A 20,902-nucleotide genomic window follows, 5' to 3' on the forward strand; every position below is an offset into this window, starting at 1 on the left:
GATGGCAACCGACGCGCAGTCGCATGAAAATCAGTCGAAAGGTCTGGCGATGACGATCAATCTCAAGGCGCCCGAGCTCCGGGAATTGAAGCCCCGCATTTTGGTGTGCGGCGTCGGCGGCGGCGGGGGCAACGCCGTCAACAATATGATCATGTCGGGCCTCTCCGGGGTGGACTTTCTGATCGCCAACACCGACGCGCAGGCGCTCGCCTCGGCGCGCGCCGAGCACATCATTCAGATGGGCCTGCAGGTGACGGAAGGCCTCGGCGCCGGCGCGCAGCCGGAAGTCGGCCGCGCCGCCGCGGAAGAGGCCAAGGACGAGATCCGCGAGCACCTCAATGGCGCGCATATGGTCTTCGTCACCGCCGGCATGGGCGGCGGCACGGGCACGGGCGCGGCCCCGGTCATCGCCGCCACCGCGCGCGAGATGGGCATTCTGACCGTCGGCGTCGTGACCAAGCCCTTCCATTTCGAGGGCGCGCGTCGTCTGCGCATCGCCGAGGGCGGCATCGCCGAATTGCAGAAGTCGGTCGACACTCTGATCATCATCCCGAATCAGAATCTTTTCCGCATCGCCACGGAGAAGACGACCTTCGCCGACGCTTTCGCCATGGCCGATCAGGTGCTCTACTCGGGCGTCGCCTCGGTCACTGATCTCATGGTCAAGGAAGGCCTCATCAATCTCGACTTCGCCGATGTGCGCTCGATCATGCGCGGCATGGGCAAGGCGATGATGGGCACGGGCGAGGCCACCGGCGAGCGCCGCGCCAGCCTGGCGGCGGAGGCGGCCATCGCCAATCCGCTGCTCGACGAAGTGTCGATGAAGGGCGCCCGCGGCCTCTTGATCTCGATCACCGGCGGCAACGACCTCACCCTCTATGAGGTGGACGAGGCGGCGAGCCGCATCCGCCAGGAGGTGGACGAGGACGCCAACATCATCCTCGGCGCGACCTTCGATTCGTCGCTCGAGGGCGTCGTGCGCGTGTCGGTGGTGGCGACGGGCATCGATCTGCCCTCCACCGCCGCCGAGGACGCCGCCGCGGCGGAAGCCCGCGTGCTGGAGGCCGCCGAGCGTCTGCGCGCCCAGGTGGCGGCGCAGGGCCGGGTGTCCTTCGTCCAGACGGTCGCCGAGCCGGCTCCGCAGCAGGCCTATGCGGCTCCCGGCTATGCGCCCGAGCCCGCGCAGGCCCCGGTCGAGCGCCAGCAGCCCTCGCCCTATTACGGCGAGCCGCAGCAGGCGCAGGCGCCCTCGCGCGATGTCTATCTCGAGCAGGTGTCGACGCGTCCGGTCTATGCGCCGGAGCCCGCGCCGCAGCCGGCCCCGATGATGGAGGCGCATGAGCCCTACATCCCGCCGGCCGCCGAGCTGCCGCGCATGCGCATGCCGCAGATCGAGGACTTCCCGCGTCCGGTGCAGGAGCAATATCGCCAGGCGCGCGGCGACGCCGCCGCCCAGGCGCCGGAGGCCGCCCGTCGCCGCACGCTGCTGGAGCGTCTCGCCTCCTTCGGCGCGAGCCGTCAGGAGGATGCGCTGCAGGGGCCGGCGGCCGCCGCCGCGCCGCGTCCGCAGATGCGCCCGCAGGCGCCCGCGCCCTCCCAGGGACATGCGGAATACGCCAAGCGTCCGGTTCCCCAGGCGCCGCAGCAGCCGGCCGGACACGCCGGCCTCGATCCGCATGGCCGCCGCGTCGCGCAGGCCCGCTCGATCGAGGAGGAGCAGCTCGAGATCCCGGCCTTCCTGCGCCGCCAGATCAACAATTGATCTTTCGTCGCCGAACTCGAAAACTGTGAAAGGCCCGCTCCGGCGGGCCTTTTCTCATTCGGATCGGCTGTAACATTTTGTAAAAAACCGTGACTGGAGCCCCGCTGCGGCGCGGATTATTCTGCGCGGGCGCCGCTTCGCCACAATCGCGCATCATCGCGCGCGGCGGACTCGACCGCTGTCCCGGAGTGAGACGAAATCGATGACGTCGCATCGACCGACGAGGATGCAGACGACGCTCGGCGCCGCAGTGGCGCTGGACGGCGTCGGCGCGCATAGCGGCCTCGCCTCGCGGCTCCTTCTGACGCCCGCCGAAGCAGGCTCGGGAATTATGTTCTCGCGGCTCGGCGGCGTGGATGCGCTACGCGCCGAGGCGCGCAATGTCTCCTCCACCGATCTTTGCGTGCGGCTCGGCTCGGGCGCCGCGTCGATCTCGACGATCGAACATCTGATGGCGGCGCTGCGCGGCCTTCGGGTCGATAATGTCGCCATCGAGGTCGACGGGCCGGAGGTTCCGGCGATGGACGGCTCGGCGGCGGCCTTCGTCGCGGCCATCGACGAGGCCGGAATCGTGGCGCTCGACGCGCCGCGCCGGGCCGTTGTGATTCGCGCGCCGGTGCGCGTCGCCGACGGCGCCGCCTGGGCGGAGCTGGCTCCCGCGTCTGGCAGCTTCTCCATGGATGTCGAGATTTCCTACGCCGCCGCGCCCATCGGCCGCATGCGGCGGCGGATGCGGCTGACGCCGGCGAGCTTTCGCGCCGAGATCGCGCGCGCCCGAACCTTCGGCTTTCTGTCGGACGCGGAGCGTCTGTGGCGAGAGGGCAGGGCGCTCGGCGCCTCGCTGGACAACACCATCGTCCTCTCGGAGGGCCGCGCGCTCAATCCGCAGGGACTGCGCTTCGCCGACGAGTTCGTCCGTCACAAAATGCTGGATGTGCTCGGCGATCTCGCCCTCGCCGGCGCGCCGATCGTCGGCGCTTTCCGCTCCTATCGCGGCGGCCATCGCCTCAATCTCGCTCTGGTCGAGACGCTGCTGGCGACGCCTTCCGCTTTCGCCATCGTCGGCGGCGAGCAGCGGCCGCGCTCGCGCCCGGCCGCCCGTATCGGCGCGCCCGGCTGAGGCTGCGCTTCCGTTCGTCCGCCATGGCGCGGTGGTCGCGCCCGCAAGCGCGACGCTCCGGCTTGACACCGGCCCTTCCCCCTGCGCTTCTCCGCGGCTAGAAACGTCCCTCCCTACGAGACAAAAGACACGCAAAATGCATCGCTATCGTTCGCATAATTGTGGAGAGCCGCGCGAGGCCCACGCCGGCGAGAAAATCCGTCTCTCCGGCTGGTGCCACCGCATTCGCGACCACGGCGGGGTTCTGTTCATCGATCTGCGCGATCATTACGGCCTCACCCAATGCGTGGTCGACCCCGACTCGCCGGCTTTCAAAGCCGCGGAGAAGCTGCGCTCGGAATGGGTCGCGCGCCTCGACGGCGAGGTGCGCAAGCGCCCCGCCGGCACCGAAAATCCCGACATGCCGACCGGCCTCGTCGAGGTCTATGTCACCGAGATCGAGGTGCTCGGCCCCGCCGCCGAGCTGCCGCTGCCGGTCTTCGGCGACCTTCCCTATCCCGAGGAGACGCGGCTCAAATACCGCTTCCTGGATCTGCGCCGCGAGAAGCTGCACGCCAATATCATGCTGCGCGGCCAGGTGATCGATTCGCTGCGCCAGCGGATGAAGTCCCAGGGCTTCTTCGAGTTCCAGACGCCAATCCTCACGGCCTCCTCGCCGGAGGGCGCGCGCGACTTTCTGGTGCCTTCGCGCATTCATCCCGGCAAATTCTACGCGCTGCCGCAGGCGCCGCAGCAGTTCAAGCAGCTGCTGATGGTGGCGGGCTTCGATCGCTATTTCCAGATCGCGCCCTGTTTCCGCGACGAGGACGCCCGCGCCGACCGCAGCCCCGGCGAGTTCTACCAGCTCGATATCGAAATGAGCTTTGTGACGCAGGAAGACGTGTTCGCTTCGGTCGAGCCCGTGCTGCGTGGCGTGTTCGAGGAGTTCGGCGGCGGCAAGCCGGTGACGCCCGTCTTCCCCAAGATCGCCTTCCGCGACGCCATGCTGAAATATGGCTCCGACAAGCCGGACCTGCGCAATCCGCTCATCATCGCCGATGTGAGCGCGGAATTCGCGCGCGACGATGTGAGCTTCAAGGCCTTCAAGGGCAAGGTGGTGCGCGCCATTCCGGCGCCGGGCGCAGCGTCGCAGCCGCGCAGCTTCTTCGACAAGCTCAATGATTGGGCGCGGTCGGAAGGCGCGCCGGGCCTCGGCTACATCATCTTCGATGAGGAGAATGGCGCGCTGATCGGCAAGGGGCCGATCGCGAAGTTCATTCCGCCGGAGGCGCTGGCCGCGCTCGCCGCCAAGGGCGGCGTGAAGGCGGGCGATGCGCTGTTCTTCTCGGCCGGCGAGGAGCTGAAGGCGGCCAAGCTCGCCGGCGCCGCGCGTCTGCGCGTCGGAACCGAGCTCGGCCTGTCGAAGACGGATGTCTTCGAATTCTGCTGGATCGTCGACTTCCCGATGTATGAATACAACGAGGACGACAAGAAGATCGACTTCTCGCATAATCCCTTCTCCATGCCGCAGGGCGGCCTGGAGGCGCTGGAGAGCAAGGACCCGCTCGATCTTCTCGCCTATCAATACGACATCGTCTGCAACGGCATCGAATTGTCCTCGGGCGCGATCCGAAACCATCGCCCGGACATTATGAAGAAGGCCTTCGAGATCGCCGGCTATGGCGAGGATGTGCTGATCGAGAAATTCGGCGGCATGTATCGCGCCTTCCAATATGGCGCCCCGCCGCATGGCGGAATCGCGCCGGGCGTCGATCGCATCGTGATGCTGCTCGCGGGCGAGGAGAATTTGCGCGAGGTGGTGCTGTTCCCGATGAATCAGCGCGCCGAAGATCTGCTGATGGGCGCGCCCTCCGAGGCGACGGCCAAGCAGCTGCGCGAATTGCACATTCGCTTGAACCTGCCCGAGAAGGGCTGAGTCTCGCCGCTGCGCCCCTTCTCCCACTTGTGGGAGAAGGTGGCCCGACGTAGTCGGGTCGGATGAGGGCCGCTGCGATTTGCGGCTCTGATGAAACTGATTCTCACGCGCCGGAATGCGACGACAATCCGCGCGTGGTTTTCAATGCCGCCCAATTCCGAAGGACCCTCATCCGACCCCGCTGCGCGGGGCCACCTTCTCCCACAAGTGGGAGAAGGGAGGGATGCGGGATCATTTTTCCGCGAGCGCTTCCAGAGCGGCGCCGGTCGTGCGGCAGATCTTCCATTCCTGCATGAGCTTTGCGCCCTGCGCCTCATAAAAGGCGATCGAGGGCGCGTTCCAATCCAGCACCGACCATTCGAAGCGGCCGAGTCCCTCGGCGACGCAGCGCCGCGCGAGATGGGCCAGCAGCGCCTTGCCTATGCCGGCGCCGCGAAATTGCGGGCGCACGAAAATATCCTCGAGCCAGATTCCGTGCCGGCCGCGAAAGGACGAGAAAGTATAGAACCACAGAGCGAAGCCGGCGGGCGCGCCGTCCCATTCGGCGATATCGCAGAAGACGCGCGGATTTTGCGCGAACAGGGCATCGGCGAGCGTCTCCTCCGAGGCTTCGACCTCATGCGAGAGCTTCTCATAATCCGCGAGCTCGCGCACGAAGGCGGCGACCAGCGCGCTATCCGTGCGCGCGGCGGGGCGGATGTGGATCACGGTTCGTTCTCGGCGGTCTCGTCCTCGACGAGCTTTTCCTCGACGATCAACGCCGCGCGCACCAGCCCACGCACGGAATTGCCGAAATAAAATTCGGCGTCGCCAGAAAAATCCTCGAGCCGCAGCACGGCCTCGCGCGCCTTGCCGCTCGCGAGAAGATGCGCGCGCAATGTCCCCGGCAACAGCCCGCTGGAGAGCGGCGGCGTCAGCAGCGCGCCATCCCGCGCGAGAAACACATTGGTGCGCGCGCCCTCGCAAACCTCGTCGCGCTCATTGCGGAATAGCACTTCATCCGCGCGGCAGCGCATCGCCGCTTCCGCCAGCTCGCGCTCGTAGAGCTCGCGCCGCGTCGTCTTGTGGCGCAGCATCGGATCATCGGATTCGAAGCGTGCCTCGGCGACGGCGACGCGCCAGATCGTGTCCGGCGTGATCGCGTCGATCGGCAGCGAGCTGGCCTCGAAACGGCCGTCGCGGCCGAGCGCATAGCGCACGCGCAGACGATCATCGAGCGGATCGGCGACCTCCTCGTTCAGCGCCGCGAGAAAGGCCTCGTCGCTATGGAGAAAGCCGAGCGCGCGCGCCGAGGCGGAAAGCCGCGCGATATGCTCATCGAGATAGAGAAAGCCGCCGTCCTGCGTCCACAGCAGCGTTTCGATCAGGCCGAAGTCTTCGCTCCGGTCAGGAATTTCGCCTTGATCAGACATTCCTCATATTCCTCGCGCGCCCGCGAATCGGCCACGACCGCAGAGCCGACGTTGCAGACGAGCTCCCCATCGGGGAAAAGTGTGAGCGTGCGGATCGCCACATTGAAACGGATCGCCCCGTCGGGCGCGATGAGGCCGAGCGAGCCGCAATAGACGCCGCGGGGCGCGCATTCGAGATCGCGAATGATCTCCATGGCGCGAATCTTCGGCGCGCCGGTCACGGAGCCGCAGGGAAACAGGCCCGCGAAGAGATCGGCGAGCGTCACGCCCTCGCGCAGCTTCGCCTCTATGCCGGAGGTCATCTGATGCAGCGTCGGATAGGTCTCGACGGTGAAGAGATCGGTCACGCGCACCGAGCCGATCTCGGAGAGGCGCGAGAGATCATTGCGCAGCAGATCGACGATCATCAGATTTTCGGCGCGGGATTTCTCGTCCTGCGTCAGCAGCGCGGCGCGCGCCATATCCTCCGTCGGCAGAAAGCCGCGGCGCGCGGTTCCCTTCATCGGCCGCGCGCGTATGACGCCTTCGCAGGCGTCGAAGAAAACCTCCGGCGAGAGCGAGACGATTCTCTCCGCGCCGAGCGCGACCACGCCGCCATAGGCGACCGGCTGGCGCTTGCGCAGCGCGCGATAGAGCGCCGTCGCCTCGCCCTCGTAGCGTCCATGCATGGGGAAGGTCAGATTGATCTGATAGACGTCGCCCGCATAGATGAACTCGCGGCAGGCGTCGAAGCGCTCGGTATATTCGGCGAGGCTCCAGGCGGGGGTCAGCGCGACCTCGACCGGCGCGGTCTCGGTCGCCAGCGAGGCGGCGTTGCGCCACTCATATTGGCGCGGCGCGCGGAATGCGCCGAAGAGCAGCAGCGGCGTGCGCGCCTGGGGCAGGGGGCCGCTCGCGAATTTCGCCTCGAGAGCATAGCCCAGCTCATAGCCGGCGTAGCCCGCGAGGAAGAGCCCGCGCCGCGTCGCGGCCTCCATGCGCGCGAAAGCCGCCGGAACCTCCGCCGCCGTATCGGCGCGGATGATCTCCTCCGGCTCGTCGAAGAGCAAAGCGGCGCCGTTTCGTCCGTCCTCGAAGACGACGAAGGGGCCATCGGGCGCCTTATTGGGGTCGAAAGGCTCGCGCCCGCGAAGCTCGGCGATATGGAACATGAGGGACGCGGCGCTCCGGTTCGGAAAGCCCATCTTATATCAGCCGGGCCCGCGGATGAAGCCGCGAGTTGAGAAACCGAAGGGTTCCGCCGCCACGCTCTCGCCGTCGTGGAAAATTGCTCCCCGCCCCATTGCGCTATATGGAACATCTGAGCTTTCCTCCGGTCCCACGAGCGTTCTCATGCCCCATTCCCCCGACCAATCGCCGAGCGAGCGCGGCATGCGCCTCCTCTTCATCGGCGATGTGGTGGGGCGGGCCGGGCGCAAGGCGATACAGGAGCGGCTGCCGGAGCTGCGCCGTCGCTGGGCGCTCGATTTCATCGTCGTCAATGGCGAGAACGCCGCCGGCGGCTTCGGCATAACCGAGGCGATTTGCGACGAGATGCTCGCCGCCGGCGCCGATTGCATCACCACCGGCAATCACGCCTTCGATCAGCGCGAGGCGCTGGTCTTCATCGAGCGCCAGCCGCGGTTGCTGCGCCCCGTGAATTATCCGCCCGGCACGCCGGGCCGCGGGGCCAATCTCTACACGGCCGAGAACGGTCGGCAGGTGCTGGTGGTCAATGTGCAGGGCCGCGTCTTCATGGATGCGCTGGACGACCCTTTCGCCGCCATTGAGCGGGAAGTGGGCGCCTGTCCGCTGGGCATGGCTTGCGACGCGCTCATCGTCGACATACATGCCGAGACGTCCAGCGAGAAAATGGCCATGGGCCATTTCGTCGACGGACGCGCCTCTCTGGTGGTGGGCACGCACACCCATGTGCCGACGGCGGACGGGCAGATCCTGCCCCATGGCACGGCCTATATGACCGACGCCGGCATGACTGGAGACTATGATTCGGTCATCGGCATGGAGAAGGAGGAGCCGCTGCGCCGCTTCACCCGCAAGACGCCGGGCGCCCGTTTCGAGCCCGCCCAGGGCGAGGCGACGCTCTGCGGCGTCGCGGTGGAGCTTTCGGCCGACGGCCTCGCGCGGCGCATCGCCCCGGTGCGGATCGGCGGCCGGCTGGCGCAGGCGAGGCCGGACTTCTGGCAGGAGGAGGACGAGGCCCGGGCAGGGCGGCTCGTCGAAGCGATCGGAGCGCCAAGGCGATGAGATGGGATCAGCTCGGCCAGTCCGACAACATCGAGGATCGACGCAGCCAGGATTACGCCGACGCCGGCGCGGGGCCGAGCTTCGGCGGCGGCGGCGGGCTCGGTCTCGGCACGATCGTCATTCTCGGCGTCCTCGCCTATGCGTTCGGCATAAATCCGGCGCTGCTGATCGGCGGCGCGGAAGTGCTCAACAATATGCGCGGCGGCGGACAGGTGGCGCAGCAAAGGCTCGACCGCCCGACGCGTCAGGCGCCGACGGGGGCGCCGGCGGATCGCCAAGGCCAATTCATTTCCGCCGTGCTCGCCGGCAATGAGCGCGTGTGGTCGCAGATTTTGCCCGAGCAGAAGGGCATTCGCTTCGATCCGGCGCGGCTCGTTCTGTTCAACGGCGTCACCGGCTCGGCCTGCGGCCGCGCGCAATCGGCCATGGGGCCGTTCTATTGCCCGGTCGACCGGAAAATCTATCTCGACACCTCGTTTTTCCGCGACATGGACCGTCGCTTCGGCGGCGGCGGCGATTTCGCCTACGCCTATGTGATCTCCCATGAGATGGGCCATCACATCGAGAATCTGCTCGGCATTCTGCCCAAGGTTCAGCGCGCGCAGCAGATGGCGTCGAGCCGCTCCGAGTCCAATAATCTCTCGGTCCGCGTCGAGTTGATGGCCGATTGCCTGTCCGGCGTCTGGGCCGCGCACGCCGATCAGAATTGGAAGATTCTCGAGAAGGGCGACATAGAAAAAGCCATCAACACCGCGCAGGCGATCGGCGACGATCGTCTCCAGCGCTCCGCGCAGGGCTATGCGGTGCCGGACAGCTTTACCCATGGCTCCTCGGCGCAGCGCGTCGAATGGTTCCAGCGCGGTCTGCAGACCGGCAAGATCGACGCCTGCAACACATTCACGGCGCAGCGCTAGCGTCTCGACTGACAAGCGAGCCTTCAGGCTCGCTCTTCTGAGCGGTTTCGATTTTGCGGAGATCGATTGCAATGCCCGACCAGCTTATTCCCAGAGCGCATCTTTTCGGCAATCCGGCCAAGGCGGGAACGCGGTTGAGCCCGGACGGGAGGCGGCTCGCCTGGCTGCAGCCCGATGCGGGCGTGCTCAATATTTTCGTCGCGCCGCTCGATCGCCTCGAGGATGCGCGCGTTGTCACCCATGATCGCAAGCGCGGCGTGCGGGACTTCTCCTGGGCCTATGACGGCCACAGCCTGCTCTATGTGCAGGACGAGGGCGGCGACGAGAATTTTCACGTCTATGTCGTCGACTCCGAGGGTGGACCCGCGCGCGATCTCACGCCTTTCGAGGGCGTCGCCGCGCGCGTCAGCGGAACAAGTCGCAAGATTCGCGATCGAATCCTTCTTTCGATCAACCGCCGCGACAAGCGCTTTCACGATCTCTATTCGGCGATCCTCGCCACCGGCGAATTGACGCTGGTGCAAGAAAATCCAGGCTTCGCCGGCTTCATCCATGACGATGATCTCACGCCGCGCCTCGCGCTGCGCAGAGGCAAGGATGGAAGCAGCGAAATATTGCGTCCCGACGGCGCCGGCGGCTGGAGCCAATGGATCATCTTTTCGCCGGAGGATGCGCGCACATCATCGCCGCTGCATCTCGACGCATCGGCGAAGACGCTGTTCTTGCGCGACAGCCGCGGGCGTGACAAGGCGGCGCTGTTTCGCGTCGATGTCGCCACCGGCGAGACCAGGCTCATCGCCGAGAGCGACAAGGCCGATCTCGGTCATGTCATCGCCGATCGCGATAGCTATGAGCCGCTCGCCTATAGCGTCGAGCGCGAGCGCTTCGAATATGTCGCGCTCGACGATCGCATAAAGGCGGATATCGATTTTCTGAATGCGCGCGACATCGGTGATTGGGGCATCGGCAGCCGCACTGAGGATGATTCTCTCTGGACCGTCTCGGCGCAATCCGACACCAGCCCCTCCGCTTCCTATCTCTATGATCGCCGCGCGAAGAGCCTGCGCTTGCTGCATCATGCGCGGCCGCAGCTGATCGGCGCGCCGCTGCGGCCCATACGCCCGGTGACGATCAAATCGCGCGATGGGCTCGATCTCATCTGCTATCTCACTTTGCCGCAGACCGCGGAGGCGAAGGCGCCGCAGCCCATGGTGCTCTATGTCCATGGCGGACCGTGGGGGCGCGATTCCTTCGGCTATAACGCCGCGCATCAATGGCTCGCCAACCGCGGCTACGCCGTGCTCAGCGTGAATTTCCGCGCCTCGACCGGGCTCGGAAAGGCCTTCGTCAACGCCGGCGATCACGAATGGGGCCGGCGCATGGACGATGATCTCCTCGACGCCGTCGATTGGGCGATAAGGCAGGGCGTCGCCGATATGAGCCGCATCGCCATTATGGGCGGCAGCTATGGCGGCTACGCCACTCTGGTCGGCCTCACGCGCAATCCGCAGCGCTATGCTTGCGGCGTCGATGTCGTCGGCCCGTCCAATCTCGAGACGTTGATCGCGACCATTCCGCCCTATTGGGAATCCGCGCGCGCGCAATTGGTGAAGGCGCTCGGCGATCCGGCGACGGAGGAGGGGCGCGCGCTGCTGCGCGAGCGTTCGCCGCTCCATGCCGCCGATCGTCTCGCCAAGCCGTTGCTGATCGCGCAAGGCGCCAATGATCCGCGCGTGAAAAAGGCCGAGGCCGAGCAGATGGTGGCGGCGCTGGAAGCCAAGAAGATTCCCGTCGCCTATCTGCTCTATCCCGATGAGGGACACGGCTTCGCGCGGCCGGAGAATGCGCTCTCCTATCACGCCGTCGCGGAGAATTTCCTGGCCCGCCATCTCGGCGGCCGCGCCGAGCCGGTGCGGGCTGAGGAGCTTTCCGCGAGCAGCGTGAAGATCGAGAAAGGCGCGTCGGAATTGTCGCTGCCGTAGCGGCCGCGCGCAGCTGGACGAGAGCGAGCCTGAAGGCTCGCGGTCCGACGCGCGCCATGGACCGCGAGCCTTCAGGCTCGCATCGGAGAATCCGCGTCAGATCGCGCGGCGGGCTTTCGTCGTCAGCTCGGTCGCGCGCAGCTTTTTGGCGAGCGTCGCCAGATCGCCGGCGGCGCCGAAATCCTCGCGCCGCGCGACGAGGCCCACCGCTTCCGCCAGCCGCGGCGCGATGCGCGTCAGCAGCGAGCTGGGCGCCGCGCGCAGCACCAGCGCGCGGCCCTGCTCGCCATAGGACAGAGCGTCGCGCAATTCATCGACGAAGCCGCGTTCCGGCGCATGGCCGGCGCGCAGAACCAGCACGTCGGGATAGCGCATCGCCGGCAGCGCGCGGGCGAGGCCGGAACGTGCGTCGACGGCTTCCACCAGCCCGCAGCCCGCCTCTTCGGCGATGATTCCGAGACCGGAGTCCGGCGGCCCCACCAGCACGGCGTCGGCGACGAGGCCGGCGACGCAAGCGTCGATGAGCGAGGCCAGCGTGCGCACGATCGCGTCGCGCTCGGCCGATTCCCGGGCGCGCCCGCCCGTCGCCGGGGGCGTGTCGAATGCGAGTATGACGGCCGAGAGCATGAGCGTCGCCAGAGAGAGCGCCTGTCGTAAGACGCTCATATCCCACATTTTCGCCCTGCTCGGCAAATGCGCCGCGTCAGCTTCGCAACGAGTCGAATGTCGCGGCGATCTCGGCGGCGTCGAAATCCGCTATTGCGGCGGGCAGCAGCGGGTCCTCGCCGTCGATCCAGCGCCGCTCGGCGTCGGCGTCGTCGAGCGCTATTGCGACCGCGCCATTGAGCTCATAGAGGCGCCAGGCGAGGCCGGCCGAGCGCATCGAGGACATCATCGCGTTCTGCACCATGCTGCGGACCATGAGATGGGGCGTCGAGACGGCGGTGTCGGCGTCATGGCCGCTGGTCGCGGCGATGCAGGCGTTCTTGTCATAGGAGGCGTGGCCGCGGCAGGCGAGCGGCCGCAGCCGATAGAGCAGGCACAGGCCCGCCTCGATATAGGGGCAGGGCTGGCGCAGCGCCATGCGCGCGCTCTCCGAGCAGCCATTGGCGAATGCGTTGATCGCCCCTATGCGCCCCGGCAGATCGACGCCCCGCTGCGCCAGCGCGCGCTGATTGGCGTTGACGAAACGCGCGATGAGAAACACCTCCGGCGCCGTGGCGACGACGCGCAGCACGCAGCAGGCGGGACAATCGCCGGCGCAGGCGATGGCCGGCGCGCCCTCCGTCTGAATGGCGAGATTGCCCTCGAAGCTGTCGAAGGCCTGGAGGCACAGCGCGCCGATGAACTCCGGCCGCTTGCGGCGCTCGCGGATCGTCGCGTCGAAGGCGTCGGCCATGGCGTTGAAGAAGGAGGAGGGGCCGTCGGAGGTCGGGTCGGTCGGGGTCGGCTCGGTCATTGGCGCGCTCGGGTCGTGGCTCTCGTTTATGTTATGTAACCATGATACATAACGATGAGCAAGCCGCCGAGCCCCCCCAAAATGTCGGCGACCGGAACTCGCGTCCTGCTCGCGCGTTTTCTACCGCTTCGGGGCTGGGCGCGCAAAGGGGAGGCCGTCATGGGACAAAACCTGTCGAAACTGGCCGCGGCCGCCGTCGCGGCCTTCGGCGTCGCCGGCGCCGCTCAGGCGCATAATGACTTCACCGATCGCGCGGAATATTACGCCGCCACGCCGCAGGCCCCGGCCTATTACGAGCCGCAATATTATTATGCTTATCCGAGCTATGCGGAGCCGTATTATTCAGGGCGCTCGATCTATGTCGCGCCCCGGCGCAGGTGGCGCGATCGATAGGCGGGGATGTCTAACGAGCGCGAGGCGCGAGTTTTAAAACTCGACCTCGAGCTCCTCGATCTCTTCCTTCTCGAGCTGCGCGGCCGCGATCCATTCCTGCATCGCGGGCAATTCGAAAATGCGGTCGCAATAGGCCTGGCTGACGTCGTCCAGCGGAACGTCGTAAGTGCGAAAGCGCGTCGCCACCGGCGCGTACATGGCGTCGGCCATGGAGAGCTGGCCGAAGAGATAAGGCCCGCCATAGGTCTCGAGGCATTCGCGCCAGATCTGCGTGACGCGCGCGATGTCGCCTTGCGCCTTCGACCAGACCTTGAACTTGGGGAAATGGCCTTTCAGATTCATCGGCAGCGCCGAGCGCAGCGAGGTGAAGCCCGAGTGAATCTCGCCGCAGATGGAGCGGCAATGCGCGCGGCGCATGCGATCGGCCGGCAATAGTCCCGCCGTCGGCGCGATCTCGTTCAAGAACTCTCCGATCGCCAGAGTGTCCCAAATCTTCGCGCCGTCATGCGTGAGGCATGGCACGAGGATGGAAGGCGACAGCAGAAGAATTTCCGCGCGCGCCGCGACGTCGTCGGGGCTGACGACGATTTCCTCGAAAGCGACGCCGGAGAGCTTGGCCATCAGCCAGCCCCGCAAGGACCAAGACGAATAGTTTTTGCTGCTGATCGTGAGCGTCGTCGTCGCCGCCGTTTTCGCCGCCATGAGAAACGCTTCCTCCTTTTCCTTTGGTGGACTGTGCAGCAAGCGCTGTGCCATGCTAGAGCCGGTCCATGGCACGGGGCTTGCTCGACCTGCCCCATCGGTAACGGAAGGTTTCGCTCAGCCGCATGATGTATGACGCATATCAGAGCTACGCCGACGTGAGCAATCGACTTCGTCTGGCGGCGGCGAGCGGCGAGCGACTGGCTCGCCTATGGAAATCGACGCCTTACGCCTCGCCTTTGCGGTGCTTCGAGGCTTATTGCGAGCTGGTCTCGCTGCTCGGCTTCACGCATGTGCGTCCCGACTATGGCGTCACGCAGATCACGACGCACAATGGCGCCGTCATCGACGTGATGGAGGAGCCGGTCTATTCGACGCCCTTCTGCCAGCTGCTGCGCTTCGTGCGCAAGGATGCGGAAAATCTCCCGCGCGTGCTGCTCGTCGCGCCCATGTCCGGGCATTTCGCGACTCTGCTGCGCGGCACGATCCGCACGCTCGCGCAGGACCACGACGTCTATGTCACCGACTGGATCAACACGCGCGACATACCGCTCTCGCAGGGCGTTTTCGGCATGGACGAGTTCGTCCAGCATCTGATCGATTTTCTGCGCTTCCTCGGCCCGCCCGCCCATGTCGTCGCGGTCTGCCAGCCGACGGTCGCCGCGCTCTCCGCGGTCTCGATAATGGCGGAGGACAATGACCCCGCGCAGCCGGCGAGCCTGACGCTGATGGCCGGACCGCTCGATGTCAGCGTGTCGCCGACCAAGGTCAATGAATTCGCCGTCTCCAAGCCGATCGAATGGTTCCACAACAATGTGATCGGCACCGTGCCGCGCATGCTGCCGGGGGCGGGGCGGCGCGTCTATCCCGGCTTTCTGCAAATCTCCGGCTTCATGAGCATGAACGCCGAGCGCCACGCCAACGCTTTCATCGATCTCTTCCGCCACCGCGTCGAAGGCGATCACGAGAAGGCGGATCGCATCCGCACCTTCTATGAGGAATATTTCGCGATCATGGATCTCGATGCGGATTTCTATCTGCAGACGATCGAGACCGTCTTCCACAAAAATGCCCTTTCTGCGGGCAGTCTGCTCTTTAAAGGGCGTAAGGTGACGCCGCGCGCGATCAAGAAGACCTTCCTACTCACGGTGGAGGGCGAGAAGGACGATATTTGCGCCGTGGGCCAGACGCTCGCCGCTCAGGATATGTGCAGCGGCCTGCGTCCCTATATGAAGTCGCACCATTTGCAGGCCGGCGTCGGCCATTATGGCGTCTTCAACGGCAAGCGCTGGGACAATCAGATCTACCCCGTGTTGCGCGACCACATCCAAAACAGCCTATGAGCGGGTGAAGGCTGCGCTCGCGTCGCTTGCCGCGCCTTCGCTGACGAAGCCTCTTTGAGCAAAGTGGCGAGACGATCGGCGCGGATATTTGTCCGCGGCGACGCGGGCCTGTCTCCATCGGCAGGCGCCCGCATTTCAGAGGGCGCGCGGCGAGGCCGCTCCATCCGTTGCCGCGACAACAGCCTGCGCCGGGCCAGCCGAGGCCGGGACTGTGACAAATTGTTGCAGGGCGTCACGGCGGCGCCGCAAGGGCGCGGGCAGGGCGTTCGGCGGGGGTGGATGATCTCATATAAATATTTGAATTATAATATGAAACATTGGCTGTTGAAGCCTCGTGAAGGTTACTGGATCATTACGTTCCTCTATAGCCCGACGGGAATTTTTCCTTGAAATTTTTGTGCGGCGCAATATTCTAAGTTCACTGAATTTCGGCCCGCTCCGTCGAGCATCGTTCCCGAGCCGCGCCGCCGGAATCGTAATTTAGAGAAGCCTTCCGACCCGTTCGACCGTGGCTGCGAAGGCGAGACGAGGTCACTATGGAATCGATCAAGACTTGGTTTCAGGACTGGTCCGACGCCTGCGAATACGCCAAGGAATGCGCGCCCGACCTGTCTTTCCTCCCCGGCGAGCCCTTCACCGCGCTTTTCGGCATCGCCGCCGTCTGCTTCCTCGTCTGGTGGTGGAACGAGCGTTCCCTGCGCGCCAAATTGGCGATCGTCGCCAGCGCCTGGGCCTCGCCGCAGCAGGTCGAGGCTCCCGCGAGCCCGGTCGCCGCTCCTGACCGCGCATGGGCTCTCTCCCCGGCCGCTCTGAAGCGCGCCGCTTGATCTCACCCGGCGGGCGGCGGCGCGAAAGCGCAGGCCGCCCGATCGCTTTCGGGCGAAAGGTCGACAGGGCGGCGGCCATAGGCTAGGCGTGGAGCAGGACTCCGCCGGACACGCCGCCGCGATGCGCATCGACTCACGCCATTACCGCACCATCTGGGAAAACGCCGACGGAAGCGTCGAGGCGATCGACCAGACCAAGCTCCCCCACAGATTCGAGACCAAAAGGCTCGCCTCGCTCGACGACGCCGTCGCGGCGATCGCGACCATGGTCGTGCGCGGCGCGCCGCTGATCGGCGTCACCGGCGCCTATGGGCTGGCGCTCGCCGCGGCCGTCGATCCGAGCGACGCTGCGCTGGAGGAGGCCCATGCGCGGCTCGCCGCGGCGCGCCCCACAGCCGTCAATTTGCGCTGGGCGCTCGACCGCATGCGTAGGCTGCTGCTTTCCGCGGCGCCCTCGGATCGGCGCGCGCTGGCCTTCGGCGAGGCGGCCGCCATCGCCGATGAGGACGCGCTCTGCTGCGAGGCGATCGCCGACCATGGCGCGACATTGATCTGCGCCGCCGCCGCCGAGCATCCGGGCCGGCCGGTCAATATCCTCACCCATTGCAACGCCGGCTGGCTCGCGGCCGTCGATTGGGGCACGGCGCTCGCGCCCATCTACAAGGCGGCGCGCGATGGAATCGATCTGCATGTGTGGGTCGACGAGACGCGGCCGCGCAATCAAGGCGCGAGCCTCACCGCCTTCGAGCTTTCGGGCGAAGGGATTCCCCACACCGTCATCGCCGACAATACCGGCGGCCATCTGATGCAGCACGGGCTCGTCGATCTCTGCATCGTCGGCAGCGACCGCACGACGCGCATCGGCGATGTCTGCAACAAGATCGGCACCTATCTGAAGGCGCTCGCCGCCCATGACAATGGCGTGCCTTTCTATGTCGCTCTGCCGAGCTCGACGATCGATTGGTCGATGCGCGACGGCGTCGCCGAAATTCCGATCGAGCAGCGCGATGCGAGCGAGGTGACGCATATCTCCGGCCTCGCCGACAATGGCGAGGTGACGCGCGTGCAGGTGACGCCGAAGGGCTCGCCCGCCGCCAATTACGCCTTCGACGTGACGCCTGCGCGCCTCGTCGGCGCGCTGATAACGGAGCGCGGCGTGTGCGCCGCGAGCGAGGCGGGACTGCGCGGATTGTTTCCTGATCTGGCGTAATCGGAGCGCGCGATTCCTTCTCCCGCTTGTGGGAGAAGGATGCGCAGCGGCACCATATCACTTAATGGACTTCAATCCGTAATTCTCGAAACGCGCGATCTCGTTCTCTATCTCTGCCTCGGAGATCAGCGCCGGCTCGCCGGCCATGCGCGCGAGATAATAGAGCTGCGCCAGCGCCTCCAATTCGACGGCGCGCCACATTGCGCGCTCCAACCCTTCGCCGAGCGCGATCATGCCGTGATTGCCGAGCAGCACGCCATGCGCGCGGCCCAATCCTTCCACCGCGAGATCAGAGAGCGCCTGCGAGCCGAAAGGCGCGTAATCCGTGCAGCGAATGCGCGACGTTCGGAAAATCCCGATCATATAATGCACGGGCGGAATCTCGCGCCGCAGCGCGGCGAGCGTCGTCGCATAGGTCGAATGCGCATGCACGACGGCCTGCACATCCGGCCTCGCGCGTAAGATGTCGCGATGCATGCGCCATTCGCTGGAAGGCGCGAGCGGCCCTTGCGACTCGCCATCGCTCGCGAGCGGCATGCGCGCGATCATCTGCGGGGTCATTGTGGCGTAGGAGATTCCACTCGGCGTGATCAGCATGGCGTCGCCGTCGCGCGCCGAAATATTGCCGGCGGTTCCGTGATTGAGGCCGAGCGCGTTCATGCTCCGCGCCGCCTCGACGATCGCCTCGCGCTTGCTCTCTTCGGTCATGATCGGGGCTCCCCTGCGCCGCGGGCGCGCCCCTTGCCGAGCGACGCCGCAGTCCCTACATCCGCAAGACTCTTTTTCCAGCCGAGGCTCGGATGACACAAGAACAAAATACGAAACCGGCGAGCTGGCACGCGACGACCATCGTTCTGGTGAAAAAGAACGGCAAGACCGTCATCGCGGGCGACGGACAAGTGAGCCTCGGCCAGACCATCGTCAAGGCGAACGCCAAGAAGGTGCGGCGTCTCGGCAAAGGCGATGTGATCGCGGGTTTCGCCGGCGCCACGGCCGACGCCTTCACTCTGTTCGAGCGGCTCGAGGGCAAGCTCGAGCAATATCCCGGGCAATTGACGCGCGCCTGCGTGGAGCTCGCCAAGGATTGGCGCATGGACCGCTATCTGCGCCGGCTCGAGGCGATGATGCTGGTCGCCGATCGCGAGGTGGGGCTGACGCTGACCGGCGCCGGCGACGTGCTGGAGCCGGAAGCCTTCGAGCATGGCTCGGTGGCGGCGATCGGCTCCGGCGGCAATTATGCGCTGGCCGCGGCGCGCGCGCTGCTCGATCAGCCGATAGAGGCGGATGTGATCGCCAAGCGCGCGATGGAGATCGCCGCCGACATCTGCGTCTACACCAATCGCAACATCGTGCTCGAATCGATCTGAGCTTCTCCGAGGAACTGATATGGCCGATTTTTCCCCGCGCGAGATCGTCTCGGAGCTCGACCGATTCATCGTCGGACAGAAGGACGCGAAGCGCGCCGTCGCCATTGCGCTGCGCAATCGCTGGCGCAGGCTGCGCCTCGAAGGCTCCATGCGCGAAGAGGTGCTGCCCAAGAACATATTGATGATCGGCCCCACCGGCTGCGGCAAGACAGAGATCGCGCGGCGTCTCGCCAAGCTCGCCAATGCGCCCTTCCTGAAGATAGAGGCGACGAAATTCACCGAGGTCGGCTATGTCGGCCGCGATGTCGAGCAGATCGTCCGCGATCTTGTCGAGGTGGCGATTCTGCTGGTGAAGGAGCGCCGGCGCAAGGATGTCGAGGCCAAGGCTCAGCTCGCGGCCGAGGAGCGCGTGCTCGATTCGCTCGTCGGCCCGGCGGCCTCGCCGGCGACGCGCGATTCCTTCCGCAAGAAGCTGCGCGCCGGCGAGCTGGACGATAAGGAGATAGAGGTCGAGCTGGCGCAATCGGGGCCGCAGGTTCCGATGTTCGAGCTGCCGAACATGCCCGGCGCCAGCGTCTCCGCTTTCTCCATCGGCGATATTTTCGGCAAGGCGTTTCAGGGCCGGCCGAAGCGCCGCAAAATGCTGGTGAAGGAGGCCCATGGCCCGCTGCTCGCGGAGGAGAGCGACAAGCTCATCGATCAGGAGGAGAGCGTCCGCGAGGCGATTTCCGAGGTCGAGAATAATGGGATCGTCTTCCTCGACGAGATGGACAAGATCTGCGCTCGCGAGGGCAGGGGCGGCGCCGATGTCTCACGCGAGGGCGTGCAGCGCGATCTGCTGCCGCTGATCGAAGGCACCACGGTCGCGACCAAGCACGGGCCGGTGAAGACCGACCATGTTCTGTTCATCGCCTCTGGCGCTTTCCATGTCGCCAAGCCCTCCGATCTCCTGCCGGAGCTGCAGGGCCGCCTGCCGATCAGAGTGGAGCTCGCCTCGCTGGACGAGGAGGATTTCCGCCGCATTCTCACCGAGACCGAGGCCTGCCTCACCAAGCAATATGTGGCGCTGCTGGCGACGGAGGGCGTCGCGCTGGAGATCGCGCCTTCGGCGGTGGACGCCATCGCCCGCGTCGCGGTGCAGGTGAATTCCTCGGTGGAGAACATAGGCGCGCGGCGCCTGCAGACGGTGATGGAGCGCGTGCTGGACGAGGTGAGCTTCTCCGCCTCCGATCGGGCCGGCGAGACGGTGACGATCGACGGCGCCTATGTGGAGGAGCATATCGGCGACCTCGCCAAGAACCGCGATTTGAGCCGCTTCATTCTCTGACGAGAAAGGGCGAAAAGCGGGCTTGCGGCGCGCGGCGGGCTGCACTATACAGCCCTCGCGCTGCAGCGGCGACGCCGCGGTTCGCCCCGCCCTCACCCCAGAGAGGGCGGCGACAAAAGTGGGGCCATAGCTCAGTTGGGAGAGCGCTTCAATGGCATTGAAGAGGTCGTCGGTTCGATTCCGTCTGGCTCCACCAAAGACATCCCGCAACTCGATCAGCATAAGAGCGCGACCGTTACGGTCGGAAGCTACGGCCAGCTTGAGGCCGATGGCCCCGCGCCAGCGTTGCCAAAGCGAGCGCGGCGCTGATAGCTTCTCGAGGATCGGCGGGACACTAGCTCCTCAGAGAGAGTTCTAGGAACTCGATTCGAAAAGGGTCCGAAGATGCGCGATCTCCTTTGCTTCGCTCACGGCCAAGCTGGCGAGTGGGAGGGCGTTTGCCTCGAATTCGACCTCGCCGTTCAAGGCCGCAGCTTCAATGAGGTTCGGGAAGCCCTCGAGGACGCCGTTCGCGACTATGTCGCCGCAGCGAGCGACGAGGACGAGGCCACGCGTGCGAAGCTGCTGAACCGACGCGCGCCGCTATGGGTGTTCCTGTCCTGGACGGCGCGAGTCGTGTGGTCGGCTCGGCGCCATTGGCGCGCAGGCGACGGCGACACCTCGGCGTCCTTCCCCGTGGCCTGTCCGGCGTGACATTCGATGCGTTCATTCGGATATTGGAGCTGAATGGCTTCGCTCTCCATCGTCAGGGAAAGGGCTCACATGCGATCTACTGAGGCGAGGTCGATGGCGAGGTCCGCCTCGTGACGATCGCAGCGCATCGGCTGAGCGACGATATCAAGCCCGGCACGCTGGCGTCGATGATCCGGCAATCGGGTCTGCCGAAGAAGCATTTTCGTTGAACCTCCCAGCTGGAGAGCCG

The 20,902-nt window shown here is 66.0% G+C and carries 21 protein-coding genes and 1 tRNA gene; 15 read left to right on the top strand and 7 right to left on the bottom strand.

Translation table 11 applies throughout. The features are described 5' to 3' along the window. Positions 1 to 49 precede the first annotated feature (49 nt). The 3 genes from ftsZ (at position 50) to aspS (ending at position 4,797) form a co-directional block, all read left to right on the top strand. Positions 50 to 1,762, top strand: coding sequence for a cell division protein FtsZ (ftsZ, locus tag ACT53T_RS12660; protein WP_476161465.1), 1,713 nt, complete (start codon positions 50 to 52; stop codon positions 1,760 to 1,762). Between the two features lie 202 nt (positions 1,763 to 1,964). Beyond that, the gene (lpxC, locus tag ACT53T_RS12665; protein WP_476161466.1) at positions 1,965 to 2,882 is read left to right on the top strand and encodes a UDP-3-O-acyl-N-acetylglucosamine deacetylase; all 918 of its coding nucleotides are present in this window, start codon (positions 1,965 to 1,967) and stop codon (positions 2,880 to 2,882) included. 136 nt (positions 2,883 to 3,018) lie between these two features. Beyond that, entirely contained in the window at positions 3,019 to 4,797 is a 1,779-nt protein-coding gene (gene aspS / locus ACT53T_RS12670; protein ID WP_476161467.1) for an aspartate--tRNA ligase, read from the top strand. A gap of 231 nt (positions 4,798 to 5,028) precedes the next feature. On the opposite strand, the gene ACT53T_RS12675 is transcribed toward aspS, so the two are convergent. From ACT53T_RS12675 to ACT53T_RS12685, 3 genes are read right to left on the bottom strand one after another with little or no spacing between them, the layout of a single operon-like run. Continuing rightward, positions 5,029 to 5,505, bottom strand: coding sequence for an N-acetyltransferase family protein (locus tag ACT53T_RS12675; protein ID WP_476161468.1), 477 nt, complete (start codon positions 5,503 to 5,505; stop codon positions 5,029 to 5,031). After that, a complete protein-coding gene (locus ACT53T_RS12680) occupies positions 5,502 to 6,209 on the bottom strand; it encodes an aminotransferase class IV family protein (RefSeq protein ID WP_476161469.1) in 708 nt (235 codons plus the stop codon). Before ACT53T_RS12680 ends, ACT53T_RS12675 begins: the two co-directional genes overlap by 4 nt. Next, the gene (locus tag ACT53T_RS12685) at positions 6,161 to 7,360 is read right to left on the bottom strand and encodes an aminodeoxychorismate synthase component I (protein ID WP_476161470.1); all 1,200 of its coding nucleotides are present in this window, start codon (positions 7,358 to 7,360) and stop codon (positions 6,161 to 6,163) included. The genes ACT53T_RS12680 and ACT53T_RS12685 overlap by 49 nt, the downstream gene beginning before the upstream one ends. Positions 7,361 to 7,580: 220 nt before the next feature. Here ACT53T_RS12685 and ACT53T_RS12690 point away from each other — a divergent pair, with 220 nt between their 5' ends. From ACT53T_RS12690 to ACT53T_RS12700, 3 genes are all read left to right on the top strand, one after another. Further along, positions 7,581 to 8,456: a TIGR00282 family metallophosphoesterase gene (locus ACT53T_RS12690; RefSeq protein ID WP_400770373.1), complete on the top strand. Its 876-nt coding sequence runs from the start codon at positions 7,581 to 7,583 to the stop codon at positions 8,454 to 8,456. Next, positions 8,453 to 9,370 carry a KPN_02809 family neutral zinc metallopeptidase gene (gene ypfJ / locus ACT53T_RS12695; protein ID WP_476161471.1) on the top strand — a complete coding sequence of 306 codons (918 nt, stop codon included), beginning with the start codon at positions 8,453 to 8,455 and terminating at the stop codon, positions 9,368 to 9,370. Before ACT53T_RS12690 ends, ypfJ begins: the two co-directional genes overlap by 4 nt. Positions 9,371 to 9,441: 71 nt before the next feature. Beyond that, positions 9,442 to 11,352: a S9 family peptidase gene (locus ACT53T_RS12700; RefSeq protein WP_476161472.1), complete on the top strand. Its 1,911-nt coding sequence runs from the start codon at positions 9,442 to 9,444 to the stop codon at positions 11,350 to 11,352. 96 nt (positions 11,353 to 11,448) lie between these two features. Here the strand turns inward: ACT53T_RS12700 and ACT53T_RS12705 are convergent, their stop codons facing one another. Beyond that, on the bottom strand, positions 11,449 to 12,018 hold the full coding sequence (locus tag ACT53T_RS12705) for a transposase (RefSeq protein ID WP_245278142.1): 570 nt from the start codon (positions 12,016 to 12,018) through the stop codon (positions 11,449 to 11,451). 37 nt (positions 12,019 to 12,055) lie between these two features. Further along, positions 12,056 to 12,811 (bottom strand): hypothetical protein, encoded by a 756-nt coding sequence (locus tag ACT53T_RS12710; RefSeq protein WP_476161473.1) that lies wholly within the window; start codon positions 12,809 to 12,811, stop codon positions 12,056 to 12,058. 159 nt (positions 12,812 to 12,970) lie between these two features. On the opposite strand from ACT53T_RS12710, the gene ACT53T_RS12715 reads away from it, so the two are divergent. After that, positions 12,971 to 13,204, top strand: a complete 234-nt coding sequence (locus ACT53T_RS12715) for a hypothetical protein (RefSeq protein ID WP_476161474.1) — start codon at positions 12,971 to 12,973, stop codon at positions 13,202 to 13,204. A 33-nt stretch (positions 13,205 to 13,237) separates the two neighbouring features. Here the strand turns inward: ACT53T_RS12715 and ACT53T_RS12720 are convergent, their stop codons facing one another. After that, positions 13,238 to 13,906, bottom strand: a complete 669-nt coding sequence (locus ACT53T_RS12720; protein WP_026191250.1) for a glutathione S-transferase family protein — start codon at positions 13,904 to 13,906, stop codon at positions 13,238 to 13,240. Between the two features lie 128 nt (positions 13,907 to 14,034). Between ACT53T_RS12720 and ACT53T_RS12725 the strand changes: the two genes are divergently transcribed. From ACT53T_RS12725 to mtnA, 3 genes are all read left to right on the top strand, one after another. Beyond that, on the top strand, positions 14,035 to 15,249 hold the full coding sequence (locus tag ACT53T_RS12725; protein ID WP_476161508.1) for a polyhydroxyalkanoate depolymerase: 1,215 nt from the start codon (positions 14,035 to 14,037) through the stop codon (positions 15,247 to 15,249). Positions 15,250 to 15,785: 536 nt separating this feature from the next. Beyond that, positions 15,786 to 16,076 (top strand): hypothetical protein, encoded by a 291-nt coding sequence (locus ACT53T_RS12730; protein ID WP_476161475.1) that lies wholly within the window; start codon positions 15,786 to 15,788, stop codon positions 16,074 to 16,076. 121 nt (positions 16,077 to 16,197) lie between these two features. After that, entirely contained in the window at positions 16,198 to 17,286 is a 1,089-nt protein-coding gene (gene mtnA / locus ACT53T_RS12735; protein WP_476161509.1) for an S-methyl-5-thioribose-1-phosphate isomerase, read from the top strand. A gap of 57 nt (positions 17,287 to 17,343) precedes the next feature. On the opposite strand, the gene ACT53T_RS12740 is transcribed toward mtnA, so the two are convergent. Next, complete coding sequence (locus ACT53T_RS12740; protein WP_476161476.1) at positions 17,344 to 17,994, bottom strand: class II aldolase/adducin family protein; 651 nt, start codon at positions 17,992 to 17,994, stop codon at positions 17,344 to 17,346. A 92-nt stretch (positions 17,995 to 18,086) separates the two neighbouring features. On the opposite strand from ACT53T_RS12740, the gene hslV reads away from it, so the two are divergent. From hslV to ACT53T_RS12765, 5 genes are all read left to right on the top strand, one after another. Then, on the top strand, positions 18,087 to 18,653 hold the full coding sequence (gene hslV, locus ACT53T_RS12745) for an ATP-dependent protease subunit HslV (RefSeq protein ID WP_018265038.1): 567 nt from the start codon (positions 18,087 to 18,089) through the stop codon (positions 18,651 to 18,653). A 19-nt stretch (positions 18,654 to 18,672) separates the two neighbouring features. Beyond that, positions 18,673 to 19,980, top strand: a complete 1,308-nt coding sequence (gene hslU / locus ACT53T_RS12750; protein WP_400767356.1) for an ATP-dependent protease ATPase subunit HslU — start codon at positions 18,673 to 18,675, stop codon at positions 19,978 to 19,980. A 120-nt stretch (positions 19,981 to 20,100) separates the two neighbouring features. Further along, positions 20,101 to 20,176: transfer RNA gene (locus ACT53T_RS12755), tRNA-Ala, on the top strand. 188 nt (positions 20,177 to 20,364) lie between these two features. After that, positions 20,365 to 20,673, top strand: a complete 309-nt coding sequence (locus tag ACT53T_RS12760) for a hypothetical protein (RefSeq protein ID WP_476161477.1) — start codon at positions 20,365 to 20,367, stop codon at positions 20,671 to 20,673. Between the two features lie 110 nt (positions 20,674 to 20,783). Further along, positions 20,784 to 20,882, top strand: a complete 99-nt coding sequence (locus ACT53T_RS12765; RefSeq protein WP_476161478.1) for a type II toxin-antitoxin system HicA family toxin — start codon at positions 20,784 to 20,786, stop codon at positions 20,880 to 20,882. Positions 20,883 to 20,902: the final 20 nt, after the last annotated feature.

It is taken from the genome of Methylosinus sp. DMC45 (assembly GCF_056313885.1).